Origin of the sequence: Spirillospora sp. CA-294931 (genome assembly GCF_050946795.1) — a bacterium.
GTDB lineage: Bacteria > Actinomycetota > Actinomycetes > Streptosporangiales > Streptosporangiaceae > Spirillospora.
Genome location: NZ_CP192006.1, coordinates 6,418,868 through 6,432,960, shown reverse-complemented (window position 1 = coordinate 6,432,960; position 14,093 = coordinate 6,418,868). Strand labels below are relative to the sequence as shown.

Annotated in this window: 10 protein-coding genes; 7 read left to right on the top strand and 3 right to left on the bottom strand. The window is 70.9% G+C overall.

Translation table 11 applies throughout. From position 1 onward, the window contains the following. Nucleotides 1–23 precede the first annotated feature (23 nt). The gene (locus ACQPY4_RS28925; protein WP_433326086.1) at nucleotides 24–1,007 is read right to left on the bottom strand and encodes a discoidin domain-containing protein; all 984 of its coding nucleotides are present in this window, start codon (nucleotides 1,005–1,007) and stop codon (nucleotides 24–26) included. Continuing rightward, on the bottom strand, nucleotides 1,004–2,629 hold the full coding sequence (locus tag ACQPY4_RS28920; protein ID WP_433326084.1) for an alkaline phosphatase D family protein: 1,626 nt from the start codon (nucleotides 2,627–2,629) through the stop codon (nucleotides 1,004–1,006). Before ACQPY4_RS28920 ends, ACQPY4_RS28925 begins: the two co-directional genes overlap by 4 nt. Before the next feature lie 204 nt (nucleotides 2,630–2,833). On the opposite strand from ACQPY4_RS28920, the gene ACQPY4_RS28915 reads away from it, so the two are divergent. From ACQPY4_RS28915 to ACQPY4_RS28905, 3 genes are all read left to right on the top strand, one after another. Then, nucleotides 2,834–4,552, top strand: coding sequence for a bifunctional metallophosphatase/5'-nucleotidase (locus tag ACQPY4_RS28915; protein WP_433326082.1), 1,719 nt, complete (start codon nucleotides 2,834–2,836; stop codon nucleotides 4,550–4,552). A gap of 86 nt (nucleotides 4,553–4,638) precedes the next feature. Beyond that, nucleotides 4,639–5,232, top strand: a complete 594-nt coding sequence (locus ACQPY4_RS28910; RefSeq protein WP_433326080.1) for a hypothetical protein — start codon at nucleotides 4,639–4,641, stop codon at nucleotides 5,230–5,232. A gap of 155 nt (nucleotides 5,233–5,387) precedes the next feature. Continuing rightward, on the top strand, nucleotides 5,388–5,615 hold the full coding sequence (locus tag ACQPY4_RS28905; RefSeq protein WP_433326078.1) for a hypothetical protein: 228 nt from the start codon (nucleotides 5,388–5,390) through the stop codon (nucleotides 5,613–5,615). Nucleotides 5,616–5,651: 36 nt separating this feature from the next. Here the strand turns inward: ACQPY4_RS28905 and ACQPY4_RS28900 are convergent, their stop codons facing one another. Then, nucleotides 5,652–7,529 carry a glycoside hydrolase family 15 protein gene (locus ACQPY4_RS28900; protein ID WP_433339060.1) on the bottom strand — a complete coding sequence of 626 codons (1,878 nt, stop codon included), beginning with the start codon at nucleotides 7,527–7,529 and terminating at the stop codon, nucleotides 5,652–5,654. 334 nt (nucleotides 7,530–7,863) lie between these two features. On the opposite strand from ACQPY4_RS28900, the gene ppdK reads away from it, so the two are divergent. The 4 genes from ppdK to ACQPY4_RS28880 all read left to right on the top strand — a co-directional run bounded on the left by ppdK (nucleotide 7,864) and on the right by ACQPY4_RS28880 (nucleotide 14,071). Beyond that, nucleotides 7,864–10,530 carry a pyruvate, phosphate dikinase gene (ppdK, locus tag ACQPY4_RS28895; protein WP_433326076.1) on the top strand — a complete coding sequence of 889 codons (2,667 nt, stop codon included), beginning with the start codon at nucleotides 7,864–7,866 and terminating at the stop codon, nucleotides 10,528–10,530. A gap of 124 nt (nucleotides 10,531–10,654) precedes the next feature. Next, complete coding sequence (locus ACQPY4_RS28890) at nucleotides 10,655–11,434, top strand: YdcF family protein (RefSeq protein ID WP_433326074.1); 780 nt, start codon at nucleotides 10,655–10,657, stop codon at nucleotides 11,432–11,434. A gap of 30 nt (nucleotides 11,435–11,464) precedes the next feature. Beyond that, nucleotides 11,465–12,730, top strand: coding sequence for a deoxyguanosinetriphosphate triphosphohydrolase (locus ACQPY4_RS28885; RefSeq protein ID WP_433326072.1), 1,266 nt, complete (start codon nucleotides 11,465–11,467; stop codon nucleotides 12,728–12,730). A 114-nt stretch (nucleotides 12,731–12,844) separates the two neighbouring features. Next, complete coding sequence (locus tag ACQPY4_RS28880) at nucleotides 12,845–14,071, top strand: NAD(P)/FAD-dependent oxidoreductase (RefSeq protein ID WP_433326070.1); 1,227 nt, start codon at nucleotides 12,845–12,847, stop codon at nucleotides 14,069–14,071. Nucleotides 14,072–14,093: the final 22 nt, after the last annotated feature.

Genomic DNA, 14,093 nt, shown 5'->3' with positions numbered 1-14,093 from the left:
CTGGTGCCCTCCGCCCCGTGGTCTCAGGACTTCGGCGCGAACGCCTCCAGCTCGATGACGCGGCTGAAGCGGTTGTCGTTGGAGCCGAGGCAGACGATCCGGACGGCGTCCCCCGTCACCGGCGCGAACGACTGCTCCACGCGGACCGAGGCGTTCCCCCGGGTGCGGGCGACCGTCGTCCAGGAGCCGTTCGCGCGGACCTGGACGTCCCAGTCGCGCAGGCCGTACTTGCCGACCGCGTAGCGGTTGCTGCCGAGCGTGTGCAGGACGACCCGCCCGATCCGGCGGGCCTTCCCGAGCTCGACGTCGAGCGTGTCGGGCCACTTGTACGCCGTGGCGTCGTTCCAGCCGTTGCCGACGCCGAACGTCTCGCCGTTGGTGTCGCCGTCGGTCACGCTCGCCGCCGGGTAGCGGCCGGACGCGTCCTGGGACGAGGCCGTCGCGCGGCGCCCGCACGCCAGGTTGTCCAGGCCCGGCCCGGGGGCCGCGACCGTCACCGGGACGGTCAGCCGCTCGCGGCCGACGCTCAGCCGCAGGCGCTGCTCCCCGGGCGCGACGGCGTCCGGCACCGCGACCTTGACCTGCACCCGGGCCTCGTAGGAGGCGGGCACGTAGGTGGAGAACACCGGGCGCGACACCTTCAGGGGCCCCGCGTCGGCGGTGAGGTCGCTGTAGGCGGCCTTGGCGGAGGCGTTGCGGACGCCGATCGTGATCCACGCGCTGCGGCAGCGCGCCTCGGACGCCTTCACGGCGGTCAGCCGGGTGCGGTCGGCGGTCGGGGTGACCTTGCCGCGCGCGGCGGCCGAGAGGCTGCGGGCCTCCAGTTTGTGAATGGTCGCCAGTTGCGGGTTCTCCGGGGGCGGCGGGTAGGCGAGCGTGCCGGGCGTCCAGGTGGGCTTGGGGTCCTTGCGGGGGCCGCTGGACGATCCGGTCGCGGCCAGCGGGAACGCGACCACCGCGCACGCCACGGCCGCGGCTCCGAGGGCGAGGTTCCGGCGCCGGCTCATCGTGTGCCCTCCACCCGCAGCCCGGGACGGCCGCTCTCGATCACGAACCTGGCCTTGGTCTCCACCGGCGAGCCCGGACGGCTCACCACCGGCGTGACGCGGTAGTCGGCGCGGTACTCCTTGGGCGTGAGCGTGCAGCTCACGTAGCCGCGCTGGTTGTTCTGGAACCTGATGTGCGGGTTGGCGGGGTCGGTGCCACCCGGGGGCAGCCCGCCGACGGGCGAGCCGTCGCCGCCGCTGCTGATCGAGGTCCCGAGGAACTCCGAGCCGATGGTGCGGGACGACGGGTCGTCGAAGTTCAGCTTCAGGTCGGCGGCCTGGGCGCGGTGCGCGTCGCCGGTGATGACCACGACGTCGTTCACGTTCCGGTCGGCGATTCCCTTGAAGAGGCGGTCGCGGGACGCCTTGTAGCCGTCCCAGAAGTCCATCGAGAACGTCTGGGTGTCGGGGTTGGTGTCGAAGTCGTCCTGCGCGATGACGACCTGGTTGGCCAGCACCTTCCAGCGGGCCTTCGACGCGGCCAGCCCGTCGATCAGCCACTTCTCCTGGTCGAAGCCGAGCATGGTGCGCGCGGGGTCGAGCCGGGCGGCGCAGTCGACCTTGGAGCCGTCGCCGCAGGCCTGGTCGGAGCGGTACTGGCGGCCGTCCAGCACGTCGAACTCGACCAGGTCGCCGTAGGCGACGCGGCGGTAGAGCCGCATGTCCGGGCCGACGGGCTCCTGCGGACGGCGCAGCGGCTGGTTCTCCCAGAACGCGCGGTAGGCGTTGGCGCGCCAGACCAGGAACGCCGCGACGCTGTCGGTGCTCTCGTCGGCGACGGACCCGGCGTAGTTGTTGATGACCTCGTGGTCGTCCCAGGTCACGAGCCAGGGCGCGTGGGCGTGGGCGGCCTGGAGGTCGGGGTCGGACTTGTAGAGGGCGAACTGCAACCGGTACCGGTCCAGGGTGTCGCAGCGGAAGCGCAGCCCGTCGTGGATGGCGGTGTTGCGCACGCCCCCGTTGGCGGGGATGCCGCCCTCGTAGAGGTAGTCGCCCAGGTGCACGACCAAGTCGAGGTTCTCGTCGGTCATGTGGCGGTAGCCGGGGAAGTAGCCGTCCTGCCACGCCTGGCAGGACGCGAAGGCGAACGTCATGCGTTCCAAGCGCGCGCGGGGGTCGGGGGCGGTGCGGGTGCGTCCGACCGGGCTCAGTTCCCCGCCCGCCCGGAACCGGTAGAAGTAGTCCCGGCCGGGCCGCAGGCCCCGGACGTCGGCGTGCACCGAGTGGGCGTACTCCGGGGCGGCCACGGCCTCACCGCGCCGCACGACGCGGCGGAACCCCTCGTCCTCGGCGACCTCCCAGGCCACGCGGTGGCGGCGGTCGTCCATGCCCGCGCGGGGGTCGAGCGGGCGGGGGGCCAGGCGCGTCCACAGCAGGACGCCGTCGGCCAGCGGCTCGCCCGAGGCGATGCCGAGCGCGAACGGGTAGTCGGGCGTCCTGGTGACGGGGGCGGTCCTGGTGCCGGCGTCCGCCACGCGTGTGGTCATGGCCAGCGTCATGGCCGCACCAGACAGGGCGAGGAAGCGGCGGCGGGTGTGGCGAGCGTAGTGGAGCGCTCCAGCCCGAAGTTCGGGGTCTTCCATCCGAATCCTCCCGATATGAGGGAACAGGAGGATTGGAGTGACCCCGCATGAGGCTAGCAAAGCCGCCACCGGACCATTACATGACGTCACGGTGAAGAACGCCCCCGAAGCGTTCACCCAGGCAAGACCTGCGCTCCGCCGTCCGTCCATCCGCGCCTGATGATCTTCCGGTGATCACCAGAAATGCGACGGAAAGGCACGTTCGTGTCCAAAGTTTCCCTGCGCGCGGGGGCGGCGCTCGCCGCCATCGCAGCGACGGCCGGCCTGGCCGCTCCCGCCCGGGCCGCGGAGCCGATCGACGTGCAGCTCCTGTCGATCACCGACTTCCACGGCTACATGCAGGTGGGCAACGACCAGCTCACGCTGCCCGACGGCACCAGGGTCAAGGTCGGCGGAGCCGCCTACAACGCCGCCCATCTCAAGCGCCTGGCCACAAAGAACTCGATCCTGTTCTCGGTGGGCGACAACTTCAGCGGCTGGCCCTTCGAGGTGGACGCCTTCCAGGACGAGCCCACCATCGAGGTGCTGAACGCGCTCGGCGTCAAGTTCTCCACCACCGGAAACCACGAGCTCGACGTCTCACCCGAGTTCCTCAAGGGCCACATGATGAAGGGCCGCTGCTTCGGGAGGATCGACGTCGACAGCTGCTTCACCGACTCCACCGGCCGCCGCTTCCGGGGCGCGAAGTTCCCCTTCTACAGCGCCAACATCGTCGACGCCCGCTCCGGCCGGACGATCCTGAAGCCCTACAACATCGAGCGCGTCGGCGGCGTCAAGATCGGCTTCATCAACCTCACGGTGCCCGACACCCCGGTGGGCTCCACGTCCTACCAGCCCGGACTGCGCGCCCTCCCGCTCGTGGAGACGGCGAACCGCTACGCGGCCGAGCTGAAGCGCCGCGGCGTCAAGGCCATCGTCGCCAACGTCCACGACGGCGCCTCGGCCGACGGCGCCGGGTTCGACGGATGCAAGAACCCCACCGGCCCGGCCATCGACTTCGCCCGCCGGGCCACCCCGGACATCGACGCGATCTTCACCGGCCACTGGCACGCCGGGTTCAACTGCACCGTCCCCGACCCGGCGGGCGACCCCCGTCCGGTCATCGAGGGCCTCAACCACGGGACGGTCATCAGCGAGATCGGGCTCCGGATCGACCCGCGCACCCGCGAGGTCATCCGCTCGGGCACCCGCGCGCGCAACCACCCGGTGACCCGCGACATCGCGCCCGACCCCCGCCTGCAGAAGATCGCCGACTACTGGAAGGCCCGGGGCCAGCGCCGCGCCGCCGAACCCGTCGCCGCCCAGACCGGCGACTTCACCCGCGTCCAGAACGCCCACGGTGAGAGCACGCTGGGCGACCTGGCGGCCGACGTCCAGTACTGGACGGCCTCCCGTTCCCGCGCGGGCCGCGCCGACCTCGCCCTGATCGCCACCAAGCCGCTCAAGGGCTCCACCGCCCTCCGCCGCGACCTGCCCGCAGCCAAGGGCACCGACCCCGGCGACGCCGACGGCCGCGTCACCTTCGGCGAGGCCTGGAACGCCTACGGCTACGGCAACCCGATCCTCACCGTCTCGGTGACGGGCGAGCAGATCCACCAGGCCCTCGAACAACAGTGGCAGGGCGGCAAGTTCGCGCCCCTCGCCGTCTCCAAGAACGTCCGCTACCGCTACGACGCCACCCGCCCCGAAGGCGACCGCGTCGACCCCAAGGACGTGGCCGTCAACGGAAGGCCCCTGGACCCGTCCAAGACCTACCGCCTGGCCGCCCTCGCCTACACGCTCATCGGCGCCGACGGCTACCCGGCCTTCGCCGGCTTCACCGCCGCCCACCGCAACGAGCTCCCCGACCACGAGGCGTTCATCGCCTACCTCAAGCAGCACGGAACCATCAGCCCAGCCCCGCTCGACCGCGTCCAGGGCTGAAACCGCCTTCAGGATCGTTCAGGCCGGTTTCAGCGGCGCCCCGGCAGGCTGGCCGCGTCGCTGAAACCGGTCTGGGGAGAAACACGATGGCGGTACACCGGGTCTTCGCCGTCGCGCTGCTCCTCGCGGCAGGCTGCATCAGCGCGAACGGCATCAACCAGGCCGACCGCCTCGACCCGGCGGGCATGACCGGACGCGGCCTGCTCGTCCAGAAGCACCTGGAACTCTGGCGCACGTGGGTGACCCGGGGCGGCACACCCTTCGGACAGCGCTTCCGGAACGCGATCGACTTCACCCGGATCGGCACGATGGGCCACTCACGCGGCGGCGAGGGCGTCCTGCGCCATGTCCAGATCAACGCCGCCCAGAAAGGGCCTTTCGGCGTCCGGGCCGTCATGCCGCTCGCTTCAACGAACCACCACCGGCCCCTGGTGACAGACGTCCCCCTGGCAGTCGTCCTGCCGCAATGTGACGGCGACCTCAGCGACCAGCCGGGCGTCCACTACTACGACGAGGGCCGCCACACGACCACCGACGAAACGCCCTGGGCGGCGCGGTCACGCTCACCGGAGCATCCGGCCTGCTGTGCGGCGGCCCCCGCCAGCGCCCCAGTTGCCTCCACGCCGACCGCGCCGACACCTACGAACCGCACCGCTGGAACGGCGACAAGCCCGGCCTGAGCATCCTGCGCGTCACCTGGAACAAGCCGGCCGCCTGGACGAACCACATCCCCAAGGCCAAGGGAGACGTCTCGGGTTTCCGAACCCTCGCCTTCCGCACCGGAGTCGACCCCACCGACCCGCTCAACCCACCGGGACGCCCCCAGAAGCTCGCCGTGACCCTGACCGACGGCACGGGAAGGAATGCCACGGTGACCGCGTCCGGCCCGGCCCTGAACTACCCCGTGCCCACCGGCCACGGCTCGACCAACTTCCTCCTGCACCAGGTGCGGGGGCCGCTCGGGGCGTTCGGCGGTGTCGACCTGCGCGCCGTCCGCTCGGTCACCCTCCACTTCACCGGGCGGGGCGCGGTCGGCCTCACCGACCTGACCTTCGGCAGGTGAACGAGGGCGGGCGGCCTCGGGCCGCCCGCCCGGGCTTCACGCCAGTGGGGGTTGGCGTTGGTCGTGTTCGGCTCGGATTACTTGCATTACGGCGTTGATCAGGGCCAGGTGGGTGAAGGCCTGGGGGAAGTTGCCCAGGTGGCGGCCCGAGTGGGGGTCGATCTCCTCGGCGTAGAGCTGGAGCGGGCTGGCGTAGCTCAGGAGCTTTTCGCAGAGGGCTCGGGCACGGTCGAGTTCGCCGACCATGACCAGGGCGCTGACCAGCCAGAACGAGCAGATGGTGAAGGTTCCCTCGTCGGAGGCGAAGCCGTCGTCGGTCTCGTTGGGGCGGTAGCGCAGGACGAGGTCGTCCTCGGACAGTTCGTCGGCGATGGCCAGGACGGTTTCGCGGACGCGTTTGTCGTCGGCCGGCAGGAAGCCCAGGAGCGGGATCAGCAGGGCTGAGGCGTCCAGGGCGGGGGCGCCGTAGTGGGCGGTGAAGACGCCGCGCTCGTCCAGGGCGTTGGCCAGGACGTTCGCGTGGATCTCGTCGGCCGCGTCCTGCCAGCGCTGGGCCCGCTCGTTGTCGCCGCGGATGCGGGCCAGGCGGGCGCCGCGGTCGGCGGCCACCCAGCAGAACACCTTGGACGAGGTGAAGTGCTGCGGCTCGCCGCGGACCTCCCACATGCCGCAGTCGGGCTGGCGCCAGTTGTCGAGCGCGTCCTCGACCTGCTTGACCACGATCTTCCAGAGCCGGTCGTCGAGCCGGTCGCGCTTGCGCACGAACAGGTAGATCGAACCGATGATCGCGCCCCAGACGTCGTGCTGGGCCTGCATGTAGGCCTCGTTGCCGATGCGGACGGGACGCGCGCCGTCGTACCCCGACAGGTGGTCGAGCGTCGACTCGGGCAGCTCCTCGCGGCCGTCGAGGCCGTACATGATCTGCAGCTTGCCCTCGGACGCCTCGGCGACGTCGGTGATGAAGTAGAAGAAGTCGTTGGCCTCCCAGTCGTACCCGAGGGTGTAGAAGGCCCACAGAGCCATCGTGGAGTCGCGGATCCAGGTGTAGCGGTAGTCCCAGTTGCGGTCGCCGCCCGGGGTCTCCGGGAGGGACGTCGTGGCCGCGGCGGCCACGGCGCCCGTGGGGGCGTAGGTCAGGCCCTTGAGGGTGAGGGCGCTGCGCTGTAGGTGGCTGCGCCACGGGTGGTCGGGGAACTCGCCCCGGTCGAGCCAGTGCTGCCAGTGGTGCACCGTCCAGACCAGGCGCTCCTGGGCGTCCTCGTAGGTGGCCGGGGGAGCGTGCTCGCTCCACGACAGCGCCACGAAGCGGGCGTCGCCCTGCTTGAGCAGGGTGCGGGACGTGGCCAGCGAGCCCTCGAAGCCGACGTTCATGTCGGTGGTCAGGCGCAGGTTGATCCCGTTGCCGCGCGCGACGGCCTCGTGGTAGCCGACGCCGGTGTGCTCCCACCGGGCCGGGGTCTGGCCGTAGTCGAACACCGGCATGCAGTCGAGGCGCACCTGGACCTGGCCGTTCACACAGCGGACCATGCGCAGCAGCACATGGTCGGCGTCGTAGTCGGTGGGGGCCCGCCGATGGGTGTGGGACCGCTCGGTCTCGTGGTGCCAGGGCCCCATCAGCAGAGCGTCGGTCACCACCAGCCAGCCGCCGTGCACCCACCAGGTGGTCTCCATGACCATCGTGCCCGGGATGTACCGCTGGGCGGCGGGCACCTCCACGCCCGCGGGCCCGAGCCGGAAATACCCGGCGTCCCGGTCCAGGATGGACCCGAAAACGCTGGGCGAGTCCATCTTGGGCAGGCACATCCATTCGATGTTCCCGCTGGGAGCGACCAGCGCGGTCGTCTCACAGTCGGACAGGAACCCGAAATCGGCGATCGGGGCGAACGGATCTCCCGCCCGGCCTCCGGCGACCATAGGCCTCACAACCTCACCTCCTGGCTCCATCATTCCCTCTCGATCGCAATGGGTACGCCATGTAACACCGGGGTTTCGCAGTCGTGACCAACGGGTGTCTCCGGTGTTGTGTCTGGAATGTCCTTATTGGAATAGACCAGTGCAGGTGGTCTGACCTGCTGAAACTTGCAGCCGCCGGGTGGGCGACGGGCGACCGCCGCTTTCGCGGGTACAGTCCCGGCAACGCAGGGCATCGGGCTGCCACTGCCAGGGTGAACGCCGCACGGCGTCCACCGGGTGGGGGAGACCCGGCCGTCCTGTCCATGGGTGGAACCGGAGCGAGAAGGAGCTCCCCGTGCCGAAGTTCGTGTTCGACTTCACAGAGGGAAACAAGGACCTCAAGGACCTGCTGGGCGGCAAGGGCGCCAACCTGGCCGAGATGACCAATCTCGGCCTGCCGGTGCCTCCCGGGTTCACGATCAGCACTGAGGCCTGCCGTCACTACCTTGAGCACGGGACCGTTCCCGAAGGGCTCGCGGCCGAGGTCGACGAGCATCTGGCGGCGCTCGAACGCGAGATGGGCAAGCGCCTGGGCCAGGCGGACGACCCGCTGCTGGTCAGCGTGCGGTCCGGCGCCAGGTTCAGCATGCCGGGCATGATGGAGACCGTCCTCAACATCGGCCTGAACGACGAGTCCGTCGCGGGCCTGGCGACCCAGTCGGGCTCCGAGCGGTTCGCGTGGGACTCCTACCGCCGCCTGATCCAGATGTTCGGCAAGACGGTGCTCGACCTGGACGGCGACCTGTTCGAGGACGCCCTCGAGGCCGCCAAGGAGGCCAAGGGCACCAAGGACGACGCCGACCTGGAGGCCGCCGACTTCCGCGCGCTGGTCGCCACGTTCAAGGACATCGTCCGCGAGCACGCCGGACGCGAGTTCCCCGGCGACCCCCGCGAGCAGATGGACCTGGCCGTCAAGGCCGTCTTCGACTCGTGGAACGCCCCGAGGGCGATCCTGTACCGGCGCCAGGAGCGCATCCCGACCGACCTCGGCACGGCCGTCAACATCTGCTCGATGGTGTTCGGCAACCTCGGGCTCGACTCGGGCACCGGCGTGGCCTTCACCCGCGACCCCGCGTCCGGCCAGCAGGGCATCTATGGCGACTACCTGCAGAACGCCCAGGGCGAGGACGTCGTCGCCGGCATCCGCAACACCGTCGCCCTCACCGAGCTCGAACGCATCGACAAGGCGTCCTACGACCAGCTTCTCCAGATCATGGAGAAGCTGGAGAACCACTACCGCGACATGTGCGACATCGAGTTCACCATCGAGCGCGGCAAGCTGTGGATGCTCCAGACCCGCGTCGGCAAGCGCACCGCCGCCGCCGCGTTCCGCATCGCCTGCCAGCTGCTCGACCAGGGGCTCATCGACGCCGACGAGGCCGCCCGCCGCGTCACCGGCGACCAGCTCGCCCAGCTGATGTTCCCCCGCTTCGACGGCGACAGGACCGACGGGACGACCCGCCTCACCAAGGGCATGAACGCCTCGCCGGGCGCGGCCGTCGGCAAGGTCGTGTTCTCCTCTCCACGGGCCGTCGAGCTGGCCGCCCGGGGCGAGGACGTCATCCTGGTCCGCCGCGAGACCAACCCCGACGACCTGTCCGGCATGGTCGCCGCCCAGGGCGTCCTGACCTCGCGCGGCGGCAAGACCTCGCACGCCGCCGTGGTGGCGCGCGGCATGGGCAAGGTATGCGTCTGCGGCGCCGAGGAGCTGGAGGTGGACGTCAAGGGCCGCACCTTCACCGCCCCCGGCGACGTCGTCGTCAACGAGGGCGACGTCATCTCCATCGACGGCTCGACCGGCGACGTCTTCCTCGGCGAGGTCCCGGTCAAGGACTCGCCCGTCGTCCGCTACTTCGAGGGCGCCGCCACGGCGGGCGACGGCGACGAGCTGGTCACCGCCGTCGACCGGATCATGCGGCACGCCGACGCCCGGGCCCGGATGGCCGTGCGCGCCAACGCCGACAACCCCGAGGACGCCGCCAGGGCCCGCCGCTTCGGCGCCCAGGGCATCGGGCTGTGCCGCACCGAGCACATGTTCCTCGGCGACCGGCGCCAGCTGGTGGAGAAGCTCATCCTCGCCGAGAACGCCGAGGAGCGGCAGTCGGCGCTGGACGCCCTGGAGCCGCTCCAGAAGGCCGACTTCGAGGGCATCTTCGAGGCCATGGACGGCCTGCCGGTCACGATCCGGCTGATCGATCCGCCCCTGCACGAGTTCCTTCCCGACCTGACCGAGCTGTCGGTCAAGGTGGCCCTGGCCGGTGACGGAGCCGACCCCCAGGACCGGAGGCTGCTCGAGGCCGTCCACCGACTGCACGAGCAGAACCCTATGCTCGGACTGCGCGGCGTGCGGCTGGGTTTGGTGATTCCCGGCCTGTTCTCGATGCAGGTGCGCGCGATCGCCGAGGCCGCGGCGGCCCGGCGGGACGCGGGCGGCGACCCGCGGCCCGAGATCATGATCCCGCTGGTGGGCGCCGTCCAGGAACTGGAGGCCATCCGCGAGGAGGCCCGGGGCATCCTGGCGCAGGTCGCCGAGGCCACAGGCGTCGACGTCCCGGCCCTGATCGGCACCATGATCGAGCTGCCGAGGGCCGCGCTGACGGCCGGGCAGATCGCCGAGGCGGCCGAGTTCTTCTCCTTCGGCACCAACGACCTGACCCAGACCACCTGGGGCTTCTCGCGCGACGACGTCGAGGCGGCGTTCTTCTCCCGCTACCTCGATCTCGGCATCTTCGGCGTCTCGCCCTTCGAGACGCTCGACCGCGAGGGCGTGGGACGGCTGGTGCGCATCGCCGCCGAGGAGGGCCGCAAGACCCGTCCTGGCCTGAAGCTGGGCATCTGCGGCGAGCACGGGGGCGACCCCGACTCGGTGCACTTCTGCCACGAGGTCGGATTGGACTACGTCTCCTGCTCGCCCTTCCGCGTCCCGGTCGCCAGACTGGAGGCGGGACGCGCGGCCCTCTAGGGCGCGGTGCAGGGCTTTCGACGATCTCGACCGGACGGAATCGATCTCCGTCCGGTCAAGATCGGCGGGAAACCGCCGAACCTCCGGCGGGTCGCGTGACGTCTCAACTAGCGTGTCGAGTGCGATGACGGTGGAGATGCGATTGCCGGAGTCCGGGCCGCCGGACCCGCCGGACGAGCGAGACGACGCCGACGGCGGGCGTGGCGGAAAGCCGCGCCGAAAGGGCCGACGGCCCCGTAAACGCCGCTCGGCGAAGTTCGCGATCACGGTGGGGATCATCGTCGGGTTGCTCGCCAGCGTGGTCGTCACGCCCCTCACGGTGGCGTGGCGGGTCTGGTACCAGGCCCGCCAGAACGAGACGCCCCGCTCGGACGCGATCATCGTGCTCGGCGCGGCCCAGTACAACGGCAAGCCCTCGCCGACGCTCGAATGGCGCCTCAGGCACGCCCTGAACCTCTACAAGAAGGGGTTCGCCCCGGCGATCGTCACGGTCGGCGGCAAGCAGAAGGGCGACAACTTCACCGAGGCCGATTCCGGCCGCCGCTGGCTGATCCAGAGGGGCGGCGTCCCCGAGTCGAAGGTCGTCGCGGTGCCGGTCGGCAACGACACCCTGGAGAGCATGAAGGCCGTCGGGACGCGCTTCAAGGCTCTGAAGTGGAACTCGGGGATCATCGTCACCGACCCGTGGCACGGCCTGCGCTCCAAGAAGATGGCCGAGGACAACGGGATCAAGGCCGCGGCCTCGCCCACCCGCAGCGGCCCGAGCGTCCAGACGCGCGACACCCAGTTCAAGTACATCGTCCGCGAGACCGGCGGGTACCTGTCCTACGTCCTGCTCGGGAAGAGCGTCAAGGCACCCAGCGAAACCATCAAGACCACTCCTCGTAACACGGAGACCGGTTAGTGGTTCCGAGTCCCGAATACCCTGGTGGGGATGAAGGACTATTCGGAACGCGACCGCGAGCGATGGGCGCCCGAACCCCCCAAGCGCCGTGACCGCACCGCGTTCGAGCGCGACCGGGCCAGGGTTCTGCACAGCGCCGCCCTCCGCCGCCTGGCGGCCAAGACCCAGGTCGCCTCGCCCGGCGCCGACGGCGCCGACAACGTGCAGAGCCTGCGCACCCGGCTGACGCACTCCCTCGAATGCGCCCAGATCGGCCGTGAGCTGGGCAAAGCCCTGGGCTGCGACCCCGACCTGGTCGAGACGGCCTGCCTGTCGCACGACATCGGGCATCCGCCGTTCGGGCACAACGGCGAGGCCGCGCTCGACATCGTCGCGCGCGACTGCGGGGGCTTCGAGGGCAACGCCCAGAGCCTGCGCATCCTGACCCGCATCGAACCCAAGTCGTTCGCCCCCGAGGGCCCGCCCCTGCACGGCCGCAGCGTGGGCCTCAACCTCACGCGCGCGGCCCTGGACGCGGCGATGAAGTACCCCTGGCCCCAGAATGAGGCCGTGAACGGCAAATTCGGGGTGTATGACGACGATTCGGACGTGGCCGAGTGGGTGCGCGGCAACGGCCAGGACCGCACGACCTGCTTCGAGGCGCAGGTCATGGACTGGAGCGACGACGTCGCCTACTCCGTCCACGACCTGGAGGACGCCCTGGTCGCCGGGCACGTCGACTTCGGACGGCTCGGCGATCCGGCCGAGCGCCGGCTGGTCGCCGCGACGACGATCAAGCTGTACTGCGCCGACGCCGACCTGAACGAGCTCGACGAGAGCTTCGCCGCGCTGCTGGCCCAGCCCTACTGGCCGGACCGCTACGACGGGACGCCCCGCACGCTGGCCGCGCTGAAGAACCTGACCAGCACGCTGATCGGCCGGTTCTGCCTGGCCGCCGAGGACGCCACCCGCGCGGCCTACGGCGACCGGCCGCTGACCCGGTACGCCGCCGACCTGATCGTCCCGCGCGCGCAGCGGCTGGAGTGCGCCCTGCTCAAGGGGATCACCGCGCACTACGTGTGGATCAGCCATGAGGCGATCCGGGCCCGCCAGCGCGAACTGATCACCGAGCTGGCCGAGCTGATCATGAGTGGTGCGCCCGGAACCCTCGACCCGGGGTTCCGCGAGGCGTTCCTCCAGGCGGGCGACGACGCGGCCCGGTTGCGGGCCGTGGTCGACCAGATCGCCTCGCTGACCGACACCTCGGCGATCCAGCGGCACACCGCGCTGCGTGAGGGACGATCTCGCTCTGCGTGAGGATCCCCAGGTCAGGACGATCCTGCCCTCGCGTGTCCCTTGTCTCGAATGAGGCCGCCCTGTAGGGATACAAGAAGCGGGTGCCTACGCGGTGCCGATCGACAGGAGGTCGCCATGCCCGAGGAGACGTTCGTCATCGTCGGAGCGAGCCTGGCCGGTGCCAAGGCCGCCGAGACGCTGCGTGAGGAGGGCTTCGAGGGGCGGGTCCTGCTGATCGGCGAGGAGATCGAGAGACCCTACGAGCGGCCGCCGCTGTCCAAGGGGTTCCTGCTGGGCGACAAGCCGCGCGAGGACGCCCACGTCCACGAGGGCGACTGGTACGAGCGCAACCGGATCGACCTGCGGCTGGGCGTGTCGGTGACCGCGCTCGACCGCGACGCCCACCAGGTGCGGCTGAGCACGGGGGAGCGGGTCGGCTACGACAAGGTGCTGCTGGCGACGGGGGCGTCCCCGCGCCATCTGGACGTCCCGGGTTCCAAGCTCCAGGGCATCCACTACCTGCGCACGATGGCCGACTCCGCCGCCCTGCGTGAGGCGCTCTCCCACGGGGGACGCCGGGTCGTGGTGGCGGGCGGCGGCTGGATCGGGCTGGAGACGGCCGCGGCGGCCCGCACGTACTCCAACGACGTGACGCTGATCGAGCCCGAGCCGACGCCCCTGCACGCGTCGGTGGGGCCCGAGGTCGGCGGTCTCTTCGCCGACCTGCACCGCAAGCACGGTGTCGACCTGCGGTTCGACCAGGGCGTCGCGGGGTTCTGGGGCGCCGGGCAGGTCTCGGCCGTGGTGACCTCGGGCGGTCAGGAGATCCCGGCGGACGTGGTGGTCGTCGGCATCGGGGCGCGCCCGAACGCCGAGCTGGCCCAGGAGGCCGGCCTGGAGGTCTCCGACGGCGTCCTGGTCGACCAGTCGCTGCGCACCTCCGACCCGGACGTCTACGCGGCCGGCGACGTGGCCAACGCGTTCAACCCCGCCCTGGGCAAGCGGATCCGGGTCGAGCACTGGGCCAACGCGCTCAACGGCGGCCCGGCGGCCGCGCGGGCGATGCTCGGCCGGGACGTGACCTACGACCGGCTGCCGTACTTCTTCTCCGACCAGTACGAGCTGGGCATGGAGCTGTCGGGCGTCTCCTCGCCGGGCGAGTACGACGAGGTGGTGTTCCGGGGCGATGTGGACGCGCTGGAGTTCATCGCGTTCTGGGTGTCGGGCGGACGGGTCGTCGGCGGCATGAACGCCAACATCTGGGACGTGACCGGCGACATCCAGGCCCTGATCCGCTCGGGCGCCACGGTCGACCGAGGCCGCCTCGCCGACCCGAAGGTCCCCCTCGCCGATCTCGCCTGAACGGGGGTGTGAAAGCGCTTGC

Bases quoted from the DNA above. Each gene is read 5' to 3' on its own strand.
- ACQPY4_RS28925 (WP_433326086.1), bottom strand. From the start codon at position 1,007: ATGAGCCGGCGCCGGAACCTCGCCCTCGGAGCCGCGGCCGTGGCGTGC.
- ACQPY4_RS28920 (WP_433326084.1), bottom strand. From the start codon at position 2,629: ATGGAAGACCCCGAACTTCGGGCTGGAGCGCTCCACTACGCTCGCCAC.
- ACQPY4_RS28910 (WP_433326080.1), top strand. From the start codon at position 4,639: ATGGCGGTACACCGGGTCTTCGCCGTCGCGCTGCTCCTCGCGGCAGGC.
- ACQPY4_RS28900 (WP_433339060.1), bottom strand. From the start codon at position 7,529: ATGGTCGCCGGAGGCCGGGCGGGAGATCCGTTCGCCCCGATCGCCGAT.
- ACQPY4_RS28890 (WP_433326074.1), top strand. From the start codon at position 10,655: ATGACGGTGGAGATGCGATTGCCGGAGTCCGGGCCGCCGGACCCGCCG.
- ACQPY4_RS28885 (WP_433326072.1), top strand. From the start codon at position 11,465: ATGAAGGACTATTCGGAACGCGACCGCGAGCGATGGGCGCCCGAACCC.
- ACQPY4_RS28880 (WP_433326070.1), top strand. From the start codon at position 12,845: ATGCCCGAGGAGACGTTCGTCATCGTCGGAGCGAGCCTGGCCGGTGCC.